Raw genomic sequence first — 17527 nt, forward strand, 5'->3', positions numbered from 1 at the left:
GCTCTGTCGATGTCTCGTGGCGTTTTAACGCAGCGCGACGGGTGTGTTGCGGTAATGCTCCAGCATGAATTCGACGAACACCTGCACCTTCAGCGCGACGTGCCGGGCATGCGGATAGAGCGCGTAATAGTGGCGCTGCCCCAGGTTATAGTTGGGCAGGATCTGCACCAGCCGACCACTGAGCAGATTCTCCTGAACCGTGGCCCGGGTGAACGCGGCGATGCCGACCCCGGCCAGCGCGGCAGCATGCAACGCACTGATCGAATCGGCCTTGAAGCGGCCCTGCGCGCGCACGCTGCTGGTGAGCCCGCGCGCATCGGTCAGCGTCCAGTCGCTGCCACCGGCAAACGCCAGCAACTGATGCTCGGCGAGTTCGCGCACCAGACGCACCAGACCATTGCGCGCCACGTAAGCCGGCGAAGCCACCAGCAACATGTCCGAGACGGTCAGCAACCGCGCCACCATGGATGAATCGGCCAAGGGTCCGCAGATGCGCAGGGCTACATCGAAGCCCTCGGCGATCAGATCGACGAAACGGTCATCGCAGGACAGGTCCACCTCAATCTCGGGATAGCGCTGCTGGAATGCCGGCAGCCAGCTCGCCAGTTCCAGCGTACCGATCACCATCGGTGCACTGATGCGCAGCACACCGCTGGGGCTTTCATGGGCCTGACCAACCGCCAGCGCGGCTTGATCGAGGCGTTCGAGAATGTCCACGCACGCCGCGTAATACTGCTGCCCCGCCGTGGTCAGGTTGAATCCCCGGGTGTTGCGATTGATCAGCCGCGTGCCGAGTTCGCTTTCCAACTGCTGCAACTGTCGGGAGATCGTCGAGTGGGTGGTGTCGAGGCGCTCGGCAGCGGCGCTGAACCCGCGACACTCGACGATGCAACGAAACGCGCGCATGGCTTGCAGTTGATTCATTGAAGTCCCGCAATGGTTAAGCGTCAGGCCAGCAAGGCTAGCCCAAACCCCGCATCCATCCCACCGGTAAATCCGCCGCGTGATCCCAATGATCTGTGCAATCAGCAAACAAAAACCACGCATCACTTGGCCACTATTGCCGCCTATAATGCGCCACCTCGTCGCATTTCCCGCTCAAGGATGAACCCCCTCATGCGCCACCGCTTGCTGCTGCCCCTGTTGATCACCGCTGTTGTGCAACTGAGCGGCTGCGCCGCGTATCGCAACTACGACCTGGAACTGCAACAGACCACCGACCAGTTCAAGGCCGGCAATATCGACGGCGCCCTAGCGCTGATCGAAGCGCACAACCCGGATCCGGAAAAAGACCTGCTCTACTACTTCGAAAAGGGCGCCGTCCTCAGCGCCGGCGGCGCGCTGCCGCAGAGCCAGACAACCTGGCGCAGCGCTGAGCAGATGATCATCGAGCGCCAGGACACGATCGAGACCACCGGTGACAAGTTGCTCGCGACGATGGGCGATCACTGGGGCGGCATCATCAATGACAAGCTGCGGCGCTACGATGGGCACGACTATGAAAAAGTCATGTTGACCACGCAAATGGCCCTCAACCAATTGGCGCTGAATGACTTCGACGGTGCCCGTGCCGACATCAAGAAAACCCACGAACGCGAAGCGCTGATCGCCCGGCAGCGGGAGCTGGAATACGAACGTATCGAAGATGCGGCCAAGGCCCAGGGCGCGCGCGTGCACTACAAGGACCTGCAGGGTTATCCGGTGGTGATGCTCGAATCCCCGGCAGTGATTGCCCTGAAAAACGGTTACCAGAGCGCGTTCAGTCACTACCTCGCCGGCTTCACCTATGAGGCGCTCGGCGAAAAAGACCTGGCGGCGCCCGGTTATCGTCAGGCCATCGAGCTGCGCCCGGACATGCCGTTTTTCCAACAGGCACTGCGCGACCTCGACAGCCCCGGACTCAAGGCCGACGAAAGCGATGTGCTGATCATCGTGCAAAGTGGTCTGGCACCGGCCCGCAGCTCGGTGCGCGTACCGTATCCGGTGCAGCTCAAGGACGGTCAGGTGATCGTCGCCAACATTTCCTTCCCGGTGATGGTGCCGGATAACTCCACCGCGCCGTTCAATCAGGTCCGCATCGACGGTCGCGAGAAAAAGCTGATCGCGGTCAACAGCATCACCGATATGTCTTTGCGCACACTGCGTGACGACATGCCCGGGATTATCCAGCGCACCACCTACCGGGCGTTCCTCGCGGCGGACGTTCAAGGTACCGACAATCGCCGCAATCCGGCCAAGGCCTCCTACGTCACCCAGTGGGATGGTTTCGAGCAGGCCGACACCCGCACCTGGCGCACCCTGCCCAACCTGACACAGGTCGTGCGCCTGCGTCTGAAAAAGGGCGAGCACCAGATCAGCCTGCCGAACACTTCAGGCGCTCCACTGAACATCCGCATCGACCAGAATCGCCAGATGATCGGCCTGCGCGTGCTGGGCGAGCGGATTTACGCAAACGGCAGCGCTTTTCAACCTGCCACGTCGGTGGGAAATCGCGTATCCGCCGTGAAATAAGTGATGGCACCAAACTAACAAGTGCGATTAAAAAGCTATTACATGGCCAGCATCGCCCGCTTATAATGCCGCGCCCGCGCTATAGCGACGCGGCATAAAAGCTCCTCTGGTTATGAGGAATTGGCAGGAGGCCAGCGCCACTGTCGATGGGTCACACCAGCCCGACCAGCACCGGCGGCTGATGCAGTTTCTAGCTCAGGGAAGAAGTACCCCCATGGCATTGCGCACTCCCACCTTGATCGCGCTCAGCGCTGTCACCCTGCTGTCCGGCTGTTCGGCGTTTCGCAACTACGATTCGGAACTGGCCCAGACCAACCAGCAACTGGCCACCGGCAACGTCGATGCCGCGCTGACCCTGCTGGAAAAAAACAACACCGGCCCCGACAAAGACCTGCTCTATTACTTCGAGAAAGGTGAGTTGCTGCGCGCCAAGGGCGACCTGTCCGGCAGTCAGAACGCCTGGACCAGTGCCGATCAGGTGGTCGGGCAGTGGGAAGATGCGGTCAAGCTCGACTCCGGCAAATACCTGGCGCAGTTCGGCAGCTTCATCGTTAATGACAAGGTCCGCCGCTACGAAGGCTACGACTACGAAAAAGTCATGCTGACCACGCAGATGGCCCTCAACCTGCTGGCGGTCAACGACTTCGACGGCGCCCGCACCGCGATCAAGAAGACTCACGAACGTGAAGCGGTGATCGCCGACCTGCGTGACAAGGAATACCTCAAGAGCGAGGAAGAGGCCGAAAAAGAAGGCATCAAGACTCAGTACAAGGATCTGCAGGGTTACCCGGTCGCCAGCCTCGATGCGCCAGAAGTGGTCAGCCTGAAAAACAGCTACCAGAGTGCGTTCAGCCATTACCTGGCCGGTTTCGTCTACGAAGCCCTGGGCGAGAAAGACCTGGCTGCGCCAGGCTACCGCAAAGCCGCCGAACTGCGTCCGAACACGCCGCTGCTGGAGCAGGCGCTGGTCAATCTCGACAAGCCGACCAAGAGCGACGACAGCGACATCCTGATCGTGGTGCAAAGCGGTCTGGCGCCAGCGCGCGACTCGATCCGCGTGCCGCTGCCGTTGCCGATCTCCAACAACGTGGTGATCACCCCGCTGTCGTTCCCGATCATCAAGCCTGACACCTCCACCGCACCGTTCGCGCAGATTGGCGTCGATGGCCAGCAACTCAACCTGACCGCCCTCAACAGCACCACCGCCATGTCCCGTCGCGCCCTGCGCGATGACATGCCGGGGATCATCGTGCGCACCACCGTGCGCGCGATCACCAAAGGTGTGGCGCAGAAGAAAATCAACGAAACCAACCCGCTGGCCGGCCTCGCCGTGGGTATTTCTTCAGCGGTGCTGGAAGGTGCCGATACCCGTACGTGGCGCACCCTGCCGGACAACACCCAAGTGGTGCGTCTGCGCTTGAAGAAAGGCGAACACCAAGTCAGTCTGCCGAGCGCCGTCGGTGGCTCGGTGGTCAAGGTCACCGTCGATCAGCGCTACCAGGTGATCAGCCTGCGCGCCGTGGGCAATCAGGTGTTCGCTGCGGGCCTCGCCGCCCACGTCATCCCGAGCGCCGGCGCGACCAACGTCGCCAGCCTCAAACAACCTTAAGAACGGAGTCTTTGCATGCGCTTCAAACTCTTCGCCGTTGCCGCTCTCGCCGTCCTGGCCAGCGGCTGCGCCACCCCGCCACCACCGGAGCCGGGCAGCGCCGCGAGCAAGGTCGTGGCCATGGGTCCACAGAAGCACATCGCGGTCGGCGCCATGCGCGTCGCCCGCGAGAACGGCTTCATGACCGTCAATGTGCAGTTGACCAACACCCTCAACAGCAACAAGACGTTCTACTACCGTTTCGCCTGGCTGGGCCCGGAAGGTTTCCCGATCGCCGAGGAAGAAGTCTGGAAAAGCCAGATGATGTACGGCGCCCAGACCAGCTTCATCCAGGGCATCGCCCCGACCCCGAAAGCCGTGGATTTCCGCCTGGAACTCAAGACGCCTTAAGTCCGCCACCCTATTTCTGTTTTAGAGAGCATTCCCATGTTTGCACGCTTTTCCTTGATCGCCGTCCTCGCCCTGCTGGCTTCCGGTTGCGCCAACACCTCGCCGACCCTGGGCAGCAAGAACATCAGCTACGGCGATACCAAAGCGGTTGAAACCGTGACCAACGAATTCGGTTCGACCGACCTGCAAATGATCGCCGAATCGATGACCCGCTCGCTGGCCCAGTCCGGCATCCTGCAGGGCCGCCCGGTGGTGCAGGTCTACGACGTGAAGAACAAGACCAGCGAGTACATCGATACCCGCGAAATCACCACCAGCATCAAGACTCAGCTGATGAAGTCCGGCACCGCCCGCTTCGCCAGCGACAACACCGCAATGCAGAGCCAGGTCGATCAGCTCAAGCTGCAAAACCAGAGCGGCCTGTACAAGAAGAGCACCGTGGCCAAGACCGGCAACATGATCGCTGCCAAATACCGCCTGGAAGGCTCGATCAGCTCGATCGTCAAGCGCAGCAGCGACTACAAGGACGTCTTCTACAAATTCAGCCTGCAACTGATCGACGTTGAAAGCGGTCTGGCCGAGTGGATGGACGAAAAAGAGATCCGCAAAACCACGGAGCGTTAATTGATGCGCACATGGATTGGCATGATGGCCCTGGCTTGCGCGTTCAGCGTGCAAGCGGCCCCGAAAGTCGCGGTAACGGATCTGGCGTATCAGGAACGGGTGGAGCAGTACATCCACATCGTTTCGGCGCAGAACAATTATCGCGAGGGTTATTACAGCTCCAGTGGTTCCTCGAACTACAACGAACTGGAAGCGACCACCAGCTACATCGAACAAGTTGAGCTGCGTAAATTCACCGGCGACATCAAGGGTGAAATCCTCCGCACCGGGATGTTTCAGCTGGTGCAGGGCACCCCGTACACCGCATCGTCCAAGGGTGACGTGTACGACGTGATCAAGCGGATCAAGGCCGGCAACTTCAAGGGCGCCGACTATGTGCTGTTCGGCACCGTGTCGGACATCGACTTCACCCAGGACATGAACGAGCTGGCGCACACCGACAGCTATTCGGCGGTTTTGGGCCTGACGCTGGTGGCCGATTTCAGCCTGATCAACACCAAGACCTACGAGATCACTTCGGCCTTCACGGCGATGGGCGAAGCGCAGGACACCAAACTGGTGAACGGCCGCGACATCAAGATCTCGCTGAACCGCCCCCGGGTGGTGCGTGAAGTGTCCAAGGCTTTGGGTGAGGACGTTGCCGGGCAGCTGAGCCAGCAGCTCGGTGGCGGCGGGTACGAGCAGCCGCGCGAAGCGCCGCAGCGCAACAACTTGCCGCGTGATACCGCGCCGGTGATCTTGCGCTGACTCTTGGCTGAACGCGTTCTGTGGCGAGGGAGCTTGCTCCCGCTGGGCTGCGAAGCAGACCCAAAAGCTTGTGAGCGCTGCGCACTCAAGCGGGAGCAAGCTCCCTCGCCACAATTGAGCGTCACTCCAAAGTCTAGGCGGATAAAAAAAGGCGACCTCATCAGGTCGCCTTTTTTCTGCCTGCGGGTTTTACACCACCGCTTTACGCAACGTCGCCATGAACGCCGCCGCGCCAATGAACAGCCCGGCAAACGTGCGGTTCATGCGCTTCTGCTGCTTCGGTGTGCGCAACAGGCGCAGCACCTTGGACGCCAGACCGGTGTAGCCGGCCATGACGATCAGATCCACGCAGATCATGGTCACGCCGATCACCAGGTACTGCATCAGCAGCGGTGCGTGCGGATTGATGAACTGCGGCAGCACCGCGAGCATGAACACCAGTGCCTTTGGGTTGCTGATGTTCACCAGAAAGCCGCGGAACACCAGCGCCAGCGGCTTGCCGATCGGGCGCACGGCGGCGTCATCACTCATGTCCATGGGCAGCGCACGCCATTGCTTGATCGCCAGGTAGACCAGATAGGCCACGCCAAACCATTTGATCGCATAGAACGCGGTGGCCGATGCGGTGAGGATCGCGCCGACCCCGGCGCCGACAATTGCAATCTGTACCGCCAGGCCGACTTGCAGGCCCAACGCGTTCCAGTAGCCGCGCCAGAAACCGTATTGCAGACCGCTGGACATCGACGCAATGGCGCCTGCGCCCGGGGACAGACTGATCACCCAGCAGGCGGCAAAGAATGCCAGCCATGTTTGAAGCTCCATCGCACACCTCGACTGTGAATCGTGACAGACGTCAAAGCTAATGCGGTTTGGCGCGGATGACTACCGATTTTTGCTGGATGGTCCGGGCGCGGCTGATGGCCTCTTCGCGAGCAAGCCCGCTCCCACACTGGATTTGTGTCGATCACAGATCCAATGTGGGAGCGGGCTTGCTCGCGAAGGCGTCAGATCAGACGCCCGAAGACTACTTTTCGAAACCGCTCGAAGGAAACACATCACTCCCGCGCCAGCGCCGCACCGAACGCTGGAAGAACAGGCTGTTCGGCACCTGCACCATGGCGCTGCCCGTCCCGAGCTCTTCAGCCTCGATCAACGTGGTGTACAACAGATTGATCGCCACCACCCGACCCTTGACGCCGGGCTTGTCGGTGGTGTCCACCAGTTCGACCACATCGCCGAGGCGGAACGGGCCGACGGTGAAGATCAGAATCGCGCACAGCAGGTTCGACAGCACACTCCACATCGCGAAGAACGCCACCGCCGCTACCGCGACGAAACCCGACAGCGCCGTCCACAGCACCGTGGCCGACACCCCGAGGCGTTCCAGCACAAAGATCAGCGCGCTGCCCATGATCAGCCAGCGCAGACCGCCACGCAGCGGCATCAGCAGCTGCGGCGGAAACGGGTAGCGCTCACCCAGACGGGTCAGGCCTTTGGCAACGAAGCGCTGAGCGAGATAACCGGCCAGCAGGATCAGCAGAATCTGCACACCGAGCCAGATCGGCTCGACCCACACCGCCGGCAATGGCCACTTGAACGCGTCCATCAGGACAACGCCTCCAGCTCCGCCTGCATGCTTTCCAGGGTTTCCAGCGCTTCCATCCACGCTTCTTCGAGCTCGGCTTCACGCACCTTCAACTTGGCCTGTTCGGCCAGCAGATCACGCAACTCGTTCTTGCGTGCCGGCTCGTAGATGTCGCTGTCGCCGAGGCTGGCATCGACCTTCGCCAGCTTCTCGTGGAGCTTGCCCAGTTCGGCTTCAAGCTTGTCGGCCTCGCGCTTGTGCGGTGCCAGTTGCTGACGCAATGCAGCAGCGGCCTGGCGCTGAGCCTTCTTGTCGGTCTTGTCCGGATTGACCGGAGTGTTGCTGACCGGCGCATTGCGCTGACGGTATTCCACCAGCCAGCGCGCGTAGTCTTCGAGGTCGCCATCGAACTCTTCGACCTTGCCATCGGCGACCAGGTAGAAGTTGTCGGTGGTGCTCTTGAGCAAGTGCCGATCGTGAGATACCACCAATACCGCGCCGCTGAATTCCTGCAGCGCCATGGTCAGCGCCAGGCGCATTTCCAGGTCGAGGTGGTTGGTCGGTTCGTCGAGCAGCAGCAGGTTCGGCCGTTCCCAGGCGATCAATGCCAGCGCCAGACGCGCTTTCTCGCCACCGGAGAAATTCAGCACCGGCTCGTCGATGCGTGCGCCACGGAAGTCGAAACCACCGAGGAAGTCGCGCAGAGTCTGTTCACGTTCGGTCGGCGCCAGACGCTGCAAATGCAGCAGCGGGCTGGCCTTGGCATCCAGCGAGTCGAGCTGATGCTGGGCGAAGTAGCCGACCACCGTGTTCTCGCCACGGGTCAGACGCCCGGCCAGCGGTTCGAGCTCGCCGGCGAGGTTCTTGATCAGGGTCGATTTACCGGCGCCGTTCGGCCCGAGCAGACCGATCCGCGCACCTGGGGTCAGTTGCAGCTTGACCTTCTCCAGGATGGTTTTATCGCCGTAACCCAGACGCGCATCGGACAGGTCGATCAGCGGACTGGAGATCTTGGTCGATTCGCGGAACACGAAATCGAACGGCGAATCGACGTGGGCCGCCGACAGCTCTTCCATGCGCTCCAGGGCCTTGATCCGGCTCTGCGCCTGACGGGCCTTGGTGGCCTGGGCCTTGAAGCGGGCGATGTAGCTTTCCATGTGCGCACGTTGCGCCTGCTGCTTCTCGTAGGCCTGTTGCTGCTGGGCCAGACGTTCGGCACGGGCGCGTTCGAACGCGGTGTAGCCACCACGGTAGAGGGTCAGTTTGCGCTGATCGACATGGGCCACGTGATCGACCACTTCATCGAGGAAGTCGCGGTCGTGGGAAATCAGCAGCAACGTGCCCGGGTAGCTTTTCAGCCACTCCTCGAGCCAGATGATCGCGTCGAGATCCAGGTGGTTGGTCGGTTCGTCGAGCAACAACAAGTCCGACGGACACATCAAGGCCTGCGCCAGGTTCAGACGCATCCGCCAGCCACCGGAGAAATCTCCTACCTGACGATCCATCTGTTCATTGGTGAAACCGAGACCGGCCAGCAACTTGCGCGCCCGCGCATCGGCGGTATAGCCGTCGGCGCTGTCGAGTTCGGCGTGCAGACGGGCCAGAGCCGTGCCATCGTGGGCCGCTTCGGCGGCGGCGAGGTCACGTTGCACTTCGCGTAGACGCAGGTCGCCATCGAGCACATAGTCGACCGCCAGGCGTTCGAGCGTGTCGACCTCCTGGCGCATGTGCGCGATCCGCCAGTCGGCCGGAAGCAGGCAATCGCCCGAGTCCGGGTGCAACTCGCCGCGCAGCAAGGCAAACAGGCTGGATTTGCCGGCGCCGTTGGCACCGATGAGGCCGGCTTTGTGGCCGGCGTGCAGGGTCAGCTCGGCGTCTTCTAGCAGACGTTGCGGGCCACGCTGTAAAGTCAGGTTCTGAAGTCGGATCATAATGGCGGCGGAGTCTACCAGCTTCGCTCACAACTGGCGCGAGTAGCACGATGTCCTCTGACCTGTGGAGCTTTTCCCTTGCCATCTACGCCCGACCGGGCGTGGAACCTGCTTGCCTGCAACTGCAAACGGCGGGGGCCAATGTCTGCCTGCTACTGTGTGGTTTATGGCTGGAACAGCGCGGCGCGGCCTGCGACGAACAGCGCGTGCAGCAGCTGAAAATGCTGGTGGGGCCGTGGGATGTGGAGGTGGTGCAGCCACTGCGTGCGTTGCGTACTCAGTGGAAAACCCTGGCCGAGGAAGATCCGGTACTCAAGGGGCTGCGAGCACAAATGAAAGCGCTGGAGCTGGAAGCCGAACGGCATCTGCTGTGGCAACTGGAACAGGTTGCACAGGATTGGCCGCGCGATGACGCATCAGCGTCGGGGGAGTGGCTGGAGAGTCTGACGGGATCGGCCGCCAGCCCGAACCGCGACGCGCTGCAAGTGCTGCGCGTCGCGGCAACCGGCACTTAGGAAGCGCTGGTCGGGTTGCTGCTGGCGCTCGACGCAGCGGCTGGCGTTGGCGCAGTCGTGGTGGTCGAGGTGGAAGCGGCTGGAGCAGGCGCGGCGGCCGGCGCCGGAGCGGCTGGCTTGGCGCCAGGTGCAGTCGCCGGTTTGGCGGCAGCTGGTTTGGCAACGGCCGGTTTTTTCGCGGCAGGTTTGGCAGCTGGCTTGGCGGCTGGTTTAGCGGCTGGCTTTGCGGCTACTGGTTTGGCGGCAGGCTTGGCTGCAGCGGTCGCAGGTTTTGCTGCTGCAGGTTTGGCAGCGGTTTTAGCGGCAGGCTTGGCCGCTGGTTTGGCAGCAACCTTGGCAGCAGGTTTTGCCGCGACCGGTTTGGCCGCAGTCTTGGCTGCCGGTTTTGCAGCGGCGGTTTTCGCGGCAGGTTTGGCAGCCGGTTTTACCGCTACTTTGGCAGCTGGTTTAGCAGCAGAGGTTTTTGCCGGAGCGACTTTGCGCGCAGCAGGTTTTGCTGCTGGCTTGGCAGCCGGTTTTGCCGCTGCAGGTTTGGCAGCGGCAGTACGTGCGGCCGGTTTCGCAGCGCTCGCCGCAGCCGGTTTTTTCACTGCGGTTTTTGCAGCAGGTTTGGCGGCGGTTTTAGCCGGTGCCTTGGCTGCTGGTTTGGCTGCCGGTTTTGCCGCAGCGGTTTTCGCCGGGGCTTTCGCCGCAGCAGGTTTGGCTGCCGCTTTTTTCGCAGGCGCTGCTGCTGGTTTGGCGGCGCGGGAGGACAGCGCTTTGCCGGCAGCCTCTTGCACACGGCCGACACCCTGGGCCAGTTTCAGGCTTTCCTGGGCATCACGCTTGAGTTGCAGAATGTAGCCGCGAGTGTCGGACTGACGCCCCTTCAGCGCGTCGAGCAAGTCTTCGAGTTCTTTGACGGCAGCCTTGGCCTTGTTCTGCGCCTTGGCTTTACCGGCAGTGGCCGCGTCCTGCAATTTGGTACGGGACTTGTGCAGTTTTTCTTGCGCCTTGCCGCGTTGCTTTTCCAGTTTGGCGAGCAGTTTTTCAGCATCAGCCAAGGCTTGGGAGCAAGCGTTTTCCAAATGCTCGAGCAGGCTGCCCGAGAGTTGTTGGAGTAGGTGCAACGGAGTGTTTACAGGCTTCTTGGTGGCCGACATGGTTTACCTCCTGGCTGACGTGAGTGCGGCTCATACTAGACCTCTGCAGTTACCGCCGCTAGGTCATCTTGACAGTATCGAAACCGTTGCGTTGCAACGAAGTGAAAATGTTCTGCACAAAGACAAAAGCAGTTCACCGTTGCAGACCTTCGCGCTGGCATAATCGCCCGCATCTCAGGACGGAGAGTGCCCATGTCGCGCTACCTTTTTTTATCCCTCTGGATGATTTTTTCCGCCGCCCACGCCGACGAAAAAACCACCGCGAACGATGCTCACGATCTGGCCTACAGCCTCGGTGCCAGCCTCGGTGAACGCTTGCGCCAAGAGGTGCCGCAATTGCAGATTCAGGCATTGGTCGAAGGTTTGCAGCAGGCCTATCAAGGCAAGCCGCTGGCCCTGAGCGAAGCGCGGATCGAGCAGATCCTGGCGGATCACGAATCGCAAAACGCCGAACACTCGTCGCTGCCTTCCAGTGATGCCGCGATGGAAAACGAGCAGCGTTTTCTCACCGCCGAAAAAGCCAAACCGGGTGTGAAGGAATTGGCCGACGGCATCCTGCTGACCGAGCTGAGCCCGGGCACTGGCCCCAAGGCCGGGCCGGATGGAAAAGTGCAGGTGCTGTATGTCGGTCGCCTGCCGGATGGCACCGTGTTCGATCAGAACACTCAGCCACAATGGTTCAGCCTCGACAGCGTGATTGCCGGGTGGCGTACGGCGTTGCAGAACATGCCGGTTGGCGCGAAGTGGCGACTGGTGATTCCATCGGATCAGGCCTATGGCGCCGATGGTGCGGGCGATCTGATCGCGCCGTTCACACCGCTGGTGTTTGAAGTCGAATTGCGCGGCGTAACGAGCTGAGCGCAGCCGACGTGCAGGCATGAAAAAACGCGGTGCGCTTTCGGCACACCGCGTTTTTTCATGTCGGCGAGAAACGAATCAGGCCTGAACCGGATCTTCCTGCTTGTGTGCGGTGTGCAGCACTTCAATCAGGCAATCTTCCAGCTCGAAGCGCTCGTGCAGCAGGCCACCCAGCTCCTTGAACTTCTCGGCAACGCATTTGCCTTCATCGCAAAGGTCGTTGAAGGCGAGGAGTTTTTCGGTGATGACGTCGATACGCGGATAGAGGGTTTCGGCAAGCTCGAGGCCGCGCTTGTCGTTGAACGCCTTGGCTTCGCCGGTCAGCTGTTCGTAGATTTCGAAGTGCCCGGCCGAGACGTAATCGACCAGCACGCCGCAGAATTCAAGCAAGGGTTTACGGTTCTCGGACAGAGCCTGGGGTTTGTCACCCAACTTGTCGTAGGCACCGATCAGATCTTCACGCTCCTGCAACCAGCGGTCGATCAGCAGATGAACTCCACCCCAGCGTTCCTGAGCATTCTGACAACTTTCGAGCATGGCGATCTCTCTTCCCTTGTGGGTCATGCTGCTCTACACCCGCGCCCCTCTTCTGGCTTTTATCGCTTGGAGGCCGACCGGGCAGAGCGTCATCGAGCAACATAAATCCAATGACACGTGCGGGCCAGATTATGCCCGCACGCCTATGGCTTCAAGGTACGCAGGAGATAAAGTTCATACAAGTGTTTAATCCCCGACCAGCGCCCGGTGCGACGCTTCGCCGCTGAGCGGTCGTTGCAGCGCGCTCCAGACCAGACGCAGTAACTGGTAAACCGCAAGGATCGACATCGCCACAAAGAACAGCAGACTCCATTCCGGGATGCTCAAATCGAACAGCGTCCAGGAAATTTCCGCGCAATCGACACCGCCCTTGAACATCCGTAGCGTTGCGCACAACCACGGCAGGTTGCTGAACAGCGCTTCGGAATCGGGCGCGCAACTGGTCATTTGCACCAGCGGATCACTCTGCAACAACACCTGCCGCCAGGCCGCCGTGGTCCCGCCCAGGCTCAGGCCAAGCGCGGTCGCCCAATAGAGCGACAGGCCGACACGCCGTGGGCCATGAATCGCCGCCAGCCCGCAACAGACCATCAGCAACGCCATGAAGAAGCGTTGCGCCAGGCACAGGCTGCAGGGCGTCAGCCCGACCGCATATTCGAGGTAATAGGAAGCTCCCAGGGCCAGTGCGCCTGCAGTGAAAGCCGTAAAAAACAAGGAGCGTGAACAGGCCAACGACATGGCTTTTCCGTAGCAGTGGAGACAGGCAGTTACGGTAGAGGAAAGCTTGTCAGCCTTTCAAGGCAGGTGCCTGGCGACAGTTCACCAGAAGTGTAGGGAAAACCCGACAGGCGCGAGAGGAATAGGTGTAGTCCGCTGTAGGACTTTGCCCAACACGCCCGCCAGAGGTAATTATTCGCTCACTGAACGTTGACGAGGGAGTGGCCTCCCTCGTGATTTCAGGCGCGAACCGGCACCGGTAACGGCGCGGCCAGCAGGCGTTCATCCAGCAGGCCAAGACCTTCCTGGAACAACTGGTTGCTGCGCTCGGTATCACCCAGTTGCGCGAGCAGGCGCGCCAACTCGGCGCAGGCTTCCGGGTTACGCTGCACCCGCAGACTGCTTTCCAGATAATCCCGTGCCTTGCCCCACAAGCTGGTTTGCAGACAGAGACGACCGAGGGTCAGCAACAGGCTTGGATCAGCCGGATGCTCCTTGAGCCAGCCTTCGGCGGTCTGCAACTGACGCGCCGGATCGCTGCCGCGCACCAGGCCATAAAGGCGTGCAAGGTGGCTGTCGTACTTGCGCTTGAGGGCGCTGCGCAGGACTTCTTCCGCCTCGACCTGGGCCCCCAGCTGACGCAGTTGTTCGGCGTATGCCAGCACCAGCGCCGGCTCCTGACGCTGCGCGGAAGTCAATTGCTCCCAGGCACGCGTGAGTGACTGCAGACCGACTTTGCCGTCCTCGTCACGATGCGCCGCCAGGGACAGGTTGTTGCCCCAGGCACGCCGTTCGAGTTCCGCCAGCTCGGCCGGCGGCAACACCTTGTCCTTGCGTAGTTCCGGCAACAGGCGAATGACCGCCGCCCAGTCACCACGCTGCTGATGCAGACGCTGCAACTGTCGCAAGGTCTGTACGTTATGCGGATGCCGCTCGTGCATCGCTTGCAGGGTCACCAGGGCGCCGTCAGTGTCACCACGATCGGTCTGCAACTGCGCGTGACTCAAGGCAATCGCCAGTTCGGCCTGAGGCTGGCGCTCCAGGGCACGCTCGAGCAACTGATCACACTCCTCGTACTTGCCTTGTTCGTTGGCCGCGCGTGCCGCGCCGAGGTAATACAACAGCGGCTGGCGCTCGGCCTCGGCGGCGCGAGCGAGGTGACGTTGCGCGCTGGCCCAGCGACCTTCGGCCAGATCCAGCTGACCGTGTTCGATGGCCACCTGCACCCGCCGGCTGCGGTTGCGCCGTGACCACGGATTGACCACGCCACCGGACGTCATGACCAGCTCGACCAGGGCCTTGATGCCCCAGATCAGCAGCCACAACACCGCGATCAGCGCCAGCGTCGCCCACAGGCTCGATTCATAGCGAAAGCTCTTGTAGGCAACCAGCACGTAACCGGAATGCTCGGCAATCGCCAGGCCCAGCGCCGCCGTCGCGGCGATCACCAGAAACACGATCACATACAGGCGTTTCATGGCGTGGTCTCCTGCGCGGTGTTGGCGGCAGGTTTGGCGAACGGTTTGACCGATTCTTCGGCGTTGACGTTACGGCGTTCCAGATAAGCCTGCACCGCGCTCAACGTGCCGGTCAGGTCCGGGGTCTTGACCGTCACAGGTTGCTGGCTCAGCTCGGCAACCTGTTCGAGCATGATTTTGCTCTGCGGATTATCCGGATTGAAATTGCCCTTGAGCACGTCCCGTGCTTCGGTCAGTGCCTGGCTGTAGACCGGCCCCTGACCATTGAGCGCCGCCCATTGCGCCTGCTCCAGCGCCAGACTCAGCGCCAGGCGTACCTGACTCAGACTTTGCCCGGCGAGCAGTGGCTTCACATTCTTGTCGGCATTGAAATCGATGCGGATGTAGCGCGACACCTTATCCCACCACTGCGCCCAGCGACTGGCACCATCGCCGTCAGCGGTCAGGCCCAGCAGCGATTCGCCGCGATCCTTGTACTCCGGCGCCAGTTCGGTCAGTTGGATGACCTGATCACGCAAGGCCCCGATGCGCAGGAACAGACCGGTGCGATCCGGCTGCTCGGTGCTGCGCAGGGCGACGAGGGTCTTCGCCACTTGCTCGCGGGCGGCGAACGAGCCGGGATCGTTCTGTTCACGGAGGATTTCGTCGGCCCCCTGCACCAGCGCCTGGGCGCTGCTGATGTCCTGCAGGGCCGAGAGGCGCAGACTGGCCAGACGCAGCAGATGCTCGGCCTCGGCCAGACGCCAGTCCTTGCGGCTGGCGCCGAGAACGGTTTCCAGGCGCTGGTTGAGGCGCTGCTGATCACCCTGCAGTTGCGTCACCAGACGCTGGCGCTCGGCGAGTTCATCGGCACCGGGCAGTTGCGCGAGGCGCTCGGTCAGGCGCTGTTCGTTGAGCTTGAGGCTCTGCGCCTGATCGTTCAACGCCTGCACCTGATCGGACTGTTGTGCGGTGTTGGTCTGCAGGTGACGCACCTGCCAGACACCCCAGCCACCGATCGCCACGCCGGCAGCGCCGAGCAACAGGGCGACAATGGCCAGTCCGTTGCCTCGGCGCGGCTCTTTGGCCGGCGGTGGAGTTTCAACCTGGGCATCGATCACAGGCTGGACATCATCTTTAGGCAAGGCTGTTTCGCTCACGTATCCATCCTTTGCATTAGAGAACGGGCACGGGATGCTCCCGTAACGCCGTCAGCAAAGCCGCGGCACTCGCGCCGCGGCAATCCACAACTGTTCGGGCCCCGGCGGCACGCGCCAGCTCGGCGACCCTTGGGCTCGGCACAAACAACGGCAACTGCGCAATTGAAGGCCAGGCATCGCCGGCCATCTGGCGCAAGTGCTCGAAACCCTGTCCACTGCTGACCACCAGCCCGTTCAAGCGTTCCGCTGCAATCCGCCGCGGCAGCTCTTGCGGCGGGTAGGCCGGCAGGTCACGCCGATACAACTCCAGATACTCGACACTAGCACCAAGCGCGCGCAGGCGCTCGGCGAGCAGCTCGCGGCCACCCTCGCCACGCAGGATCAGCACCTGCGCGCCGGGCTCGGTGACCGCCTCGCGCAGACGCGACAATTGCAGCAAGGCTTCACTGTCATCGCCGTCGGCGGGAAAGTGTACGTCGAGACCGTGATCGCGAAGAATCTGCGCGGTCGCCGCGCCGACGCTGAACCACGGCATCGACAACGACCGAGGTTCATAAGCGTCCAGCAGATCAAGCGCAATCCGCGCCGCCGGTTTGCTGACCACGATGACCGCGCTGCAACCCGAAAGCCGCGCCAGCGCCTGACGTATCTTGGCAGAGACCGGCAGCGGCGCTATGTCCAGAAGCGGCAGGCAACTGCTGAAAATCCCTTGTCCGGCCAACTCCGCGGCCAGCGCCGCACAGTCATCCGCAGGGCGCGTCAGCAGCAGGCGCCAGCCAGTCACTCGTGACCTGCCTCGCCATACACCGCTTTGAGAATGTCGTCGGCACCCTGGCTGAGCAAGTCTTCGGCAACCTTCACCCCCAGCGTCTCGGCATCGGCACGCGGCGCGCGCGCCTCGGCGCTGAGCAGCTTGCCACCACTCGGCTCGCCCACCAGCCCACGCAACCACAACTGCTCACCTTCGAGCACGGCGTAGCAGGCAATCGGCACCTGGCAGCCGCCATTCAGATGTTTATTGAGCGCGCGTTCAGCGGTCACGCGCGAAGCGGTGTCGGCGTGATGCAACGGTGCGAGCAAGGCGTGGATTTGCGTGTCGGCGCTGCGGCACTCGATGCCAACGGCGCCCTGGCCACCGGCCGGCAGGCTGTCGTCGACGCTGATGGCCGAGGTGATGCGGTCTTCGAAACCGAGACGGATCAGACCGGCCGCCGCGAGGATGATCGCGTCGTACTCGCCGGCATCGAGCTTGGCCAGACGAGTGTTGACGTTACCGCGCAGGAAGCGGATTTCCAGATCAGGACGACGGGTCAGCAACTGCGCCTGACGCCGCAGGCTGGAGGTGCCAACGATGGCGCCGGCAGGCAGCGCATCCAGGCTGGCGTAGGTATTGGAAACGAAAGCATCGCGCGGGTCTTCGCGTTCGCAGATGCAGAACAGGCCAAGGCCTTCGGGGAAGTCCATCGGCACGTCTTTCATCGAGTGCACGGCGATGTCGGCTTCGTTTTCCAGCAGCGCGGTTTCCAGTTCCTTGACGAACAGGCCCTTGCCGCCGATTTTCGACAGCGGCGAGTCGAGCAGCTTGTCACCGCGACTGACCATGGGCACCAGCGTCACCAGCAAACCCGGATGGGCCGCTTCCAGACGGGCTTTGACGTATTCGGCCTGCCAGAGGGCCAGCGCACTTTTACGGGTGGCGATGCGGATTTCGCGAGAGGACATGGATCAATCCGTACTGAATAGA

Annotated in this window: 18 protein-coding genes; 7 read left to right on the forward strand and 11 right to left on the reverse strand. The window is 61.9% G+C overall.

The window, feature by feature from the left end; genetic code table 11:
• Positions 1-24: 24 nt before the first annotated feature.
• Positions 25-924 carry a LysR family transcriptional regulator gene (locus ACVHNU_RS23870; RefSeq protein ID WP_473018413.1) on the reverse strand — a complete coding sequence of 300 codons (900 nt, stop codon included), beginning with the start codon at positions 922-924 and terminating at the stop codon, positions 25-27.
• Between the two features lie 192 nt (positions 925-1116).
• On the opposite strand from ACVHNU_RS23870, the gene ACVHNU_RS23875 reads away from it, so the two are divergent.
• The 5 genes from ACVHNU_RS23875 to ACVHNU_RS23895 all read left to right on the forward strand — a co-directional run bounded on the left by ACVHNU_RS23875 (position 1117) and on the right by ACVHNU_RS23895 (position 5881).
• Entirely contained in the window at positions 1117-2511 is a 1395-nt protein-coding gene (locus ACVHNU_RS23875) for a COG3014 family protein (protein ID WP_473018414.1), read from the forward strand.
• Between the two features lie 214 nt (positions 2512-2725).
• Positions 2726-4120 (forward strand): COG3014 family protein, encoded by a 1395-nt coding sequence (locus tag ACVHNU_RS23880; protein WP_473018415.1) that lies wholly within the window; start codon positions 2726-2728, stop codon positions 4118-4120.
• A gap of 15 nt (positions 4121-4135) precedes the next feature.
• Positions 4136-4510: a YcfL family putative periplasmic lipoprotein gene (locus tag ACVHNU_RS23885; protein ID WP_065258120.1), complete on the forward strand. Its 375-nt coding sequence runs from the start codon at positions 4136-4138 to the stop codon at positions 4508-4510.
• Between the two features lie 36 nt (positions 4511-4546).
• On the forward strand, positions 4547-5134 hold the full coding sequence (gene lpoB / locus ACVHNU_RS23890; protein ID WP_003229365.1) for a penicillin-binding protein activator LpoB: 588 nt from the start codon (positions 4547-4549) through the stop codon (positions 5132-5134).
• 3 nt (positions 5135-5137) lie between these two features.
• Complete coding sequence (locus ACVHNU_RS23895; RefSeq protein ID WP_473018416.1) at positions 5138-5881, forward strand: penicillin-binding protein activator LpoB; 744 nt, start codon at positions 5138-5140, stop codon at positions 5879-5881.
• A 189-nt stretch (positions 5882-6070) separates the two neighbouring features.
• Here the strand turns inward: ACVHNU_RS23895 and rhtB are convergent, their stop codons facing one another.
• The 3 genes from rhtB to ACVHNU_RS23910 all read right to left on the reverse strand — a co-directional run bounded on the left by rhtB (position 6071) and on the right by ACVHNU_RS23910 (position 9397).
• On the reverse strand, positions 6071-6703 hold the full coding sequence (gene rhtB / locus ACVHNU_RS23900) for a homoserine/homoserine lactone efflux protein (protein ID WP_064589768.1): 633 nt from the start codon (positions 6701-6703) through the stop codon (positions 6071-6073).
• Positions 6704-6905: 202 nt separating this feature from the next.
• On the reverse strand, positions 6906-7487 hold the full coding sequence (locus ACVHNU_RS23905) for a mechanosensitive ion channel family protein (RefSeq protein ID WP_003229371.1): 582 nt from the start codon (positions 7485-7487) through the stop codon (positions 6906-6908).
• On the reverse strand, positions 7487-9397 hold the full coding sequence (locus ACVHNU_RS23910) for an ATP-binding cassette domain-containing protein (RefSeq protein ID WP_003229372.1): 1911 nt from the start codon (positions 9395-9397) through the stop codon (positions 7487-7489). The genes ACVHNU_RS23905 and ACVHNU_RS23910 overlap by 1 nt, the downstream gene beginning before the upstream one ends.
• 50 nt (positions 9398-9447) lie before the next feature.
• On the opposite strand from ACVHNU_RS23910, the gene ACVHNU_RS23915 reads away from it, so the two are divergent.
• A complete protein-coding gene (locus ACVHNU_RS23915) occupies positions 9448-9912 on the forward strand; it encodes a TIGR02444 family protein (protein WP_473018417.1) in 465 nt (154 codons plus the stop codon).
• Here the strand turns inward: ACVHNU_RS23915 and ACVHNU_RS23920 are convergent.
• The gene (locus ACVHNU_RS23920) at positions 9909-11054 is read right to left on the reverse strand and encodes an AlgP family protein (RefSeq protein WP_473018418.1); all 1146 of its coding nucleotides are present in this window, start codon (positions 11052-11054) and stop codon (positions 9909-9911) included. The two genes, ACVHNU_RS23915 and ACVHNU_RS23920, sit on opposite strands and share 4 nt — an antisense overlap.
• Before the next feature lie 192 nt (positions 11055-11246).
• On the opposite strand from ACVHNU_RS23920, the gene ACVHNU_RS23925 reads away from it, so the two are divergent.
• Positions 11247-11912, forward strand: coding sequence for an FKBP-type peptidyl-prolyl cis-trans isomerase (locus ACVHNU_RS23925; RefSeq protein ID WP_473018419.1), 666 nt, complete (start codon positions 11247-11249; stop codon positions 11910-11912).
• Positions 11913-11990: 78 nt separating this feature from the next.
• On the opposite strand, the gene ACVHNU_RS23930 is transcribed toward ACVHNU_RS23925, so the two are convergent.
• From ACVHNU_RS23930 to hemC, 6 genes are all read right to left on the reverse strand, one after another.
• Positions 11991-12449: an Rsd/AlgQ family anti-sigma factor gene (locus ACVHNU_RS23930; RefSeq protein WP_007964519.1), complete on the reverse strand. Its 459-nt coding sequence runs from the start codon at positions 12447-12449 to the stop codon at positions 11991-11993.
• A 186-nt stretch (positions 12450-12635) separates the two neighbouring features.
• The gene (locus tag ACVHNU_RS23935) at positions 12636-13187 is read right to left on the reverse strand and encodes a disulfide bond formation protein B (RefSeq protein ID WP_103521691.1); all 552 of its coding nucleotides are present in this window, start codon (positions 13185-13187) and stop codon (positions 12636-12638) included.
• 218 nt (positions 13188-13405) lie between these two features.
• Positions 13406-14644, reverse strand: coding sequence for a heme biosynthesis protein HemY (locus ACVHNU_RS23940; RefSeq protein ID WP_226500825.1), 1239 nt, complete (start codon positions 14642-14644; stop codon positions 13406-13408).
• Positions 14641-15783 carry a uroporphyrinogen-III C-methyltransferase gene (locus ACVHNU_RS23945; RefSeq protein ID WP_473018420.1) on the reverse strand — a complete coding sequence of 381 codons (1143 nt, stop codon included), beginning with the start codon at positions 15781-15783 and terminating at the stop codon, positions 14641-14643. The genes ACVHNU_RS23940 and ACVHNU_RS23945 overlap by 4 nt, the downstream gene beginning before the upstream one ends.
• 16 nt (positions 15784-15799) lie before the next feature.
• The gene (locus tag ACVHNU_RS23950; RefSeq protein WP_473018421.1) at positions 15800-16567 is read right to left on the reverse strand and encodes a uroporphyrinogen-III synthase; all 768 of its coding nucleotides are present in this window, start codon (positions 16565-16567) and stop codon (positions 15800-15802) included.
• Positions 16564-17505 (reverse strand): hydroxymethylbilane synthase, encoded by a 942-nt coding sequence (gene hemC, locus ACVHNU_RS23955; RefSeq protein ID WP_103483673.1) that lies wholly within the window; start codon positions 17503-17505, stop codon positions 16564-16566. Before hemC ends, ACVHNU_RS23950 begins: the two co-directional genes overlap by 4 nt.
• Positions 17506-17527: the final 22 nt, after the last annotated feature.

The sequence above is a fragment of the Pseudomonas sp. Ors-4-3C genome (assembly GCF_055755035.1).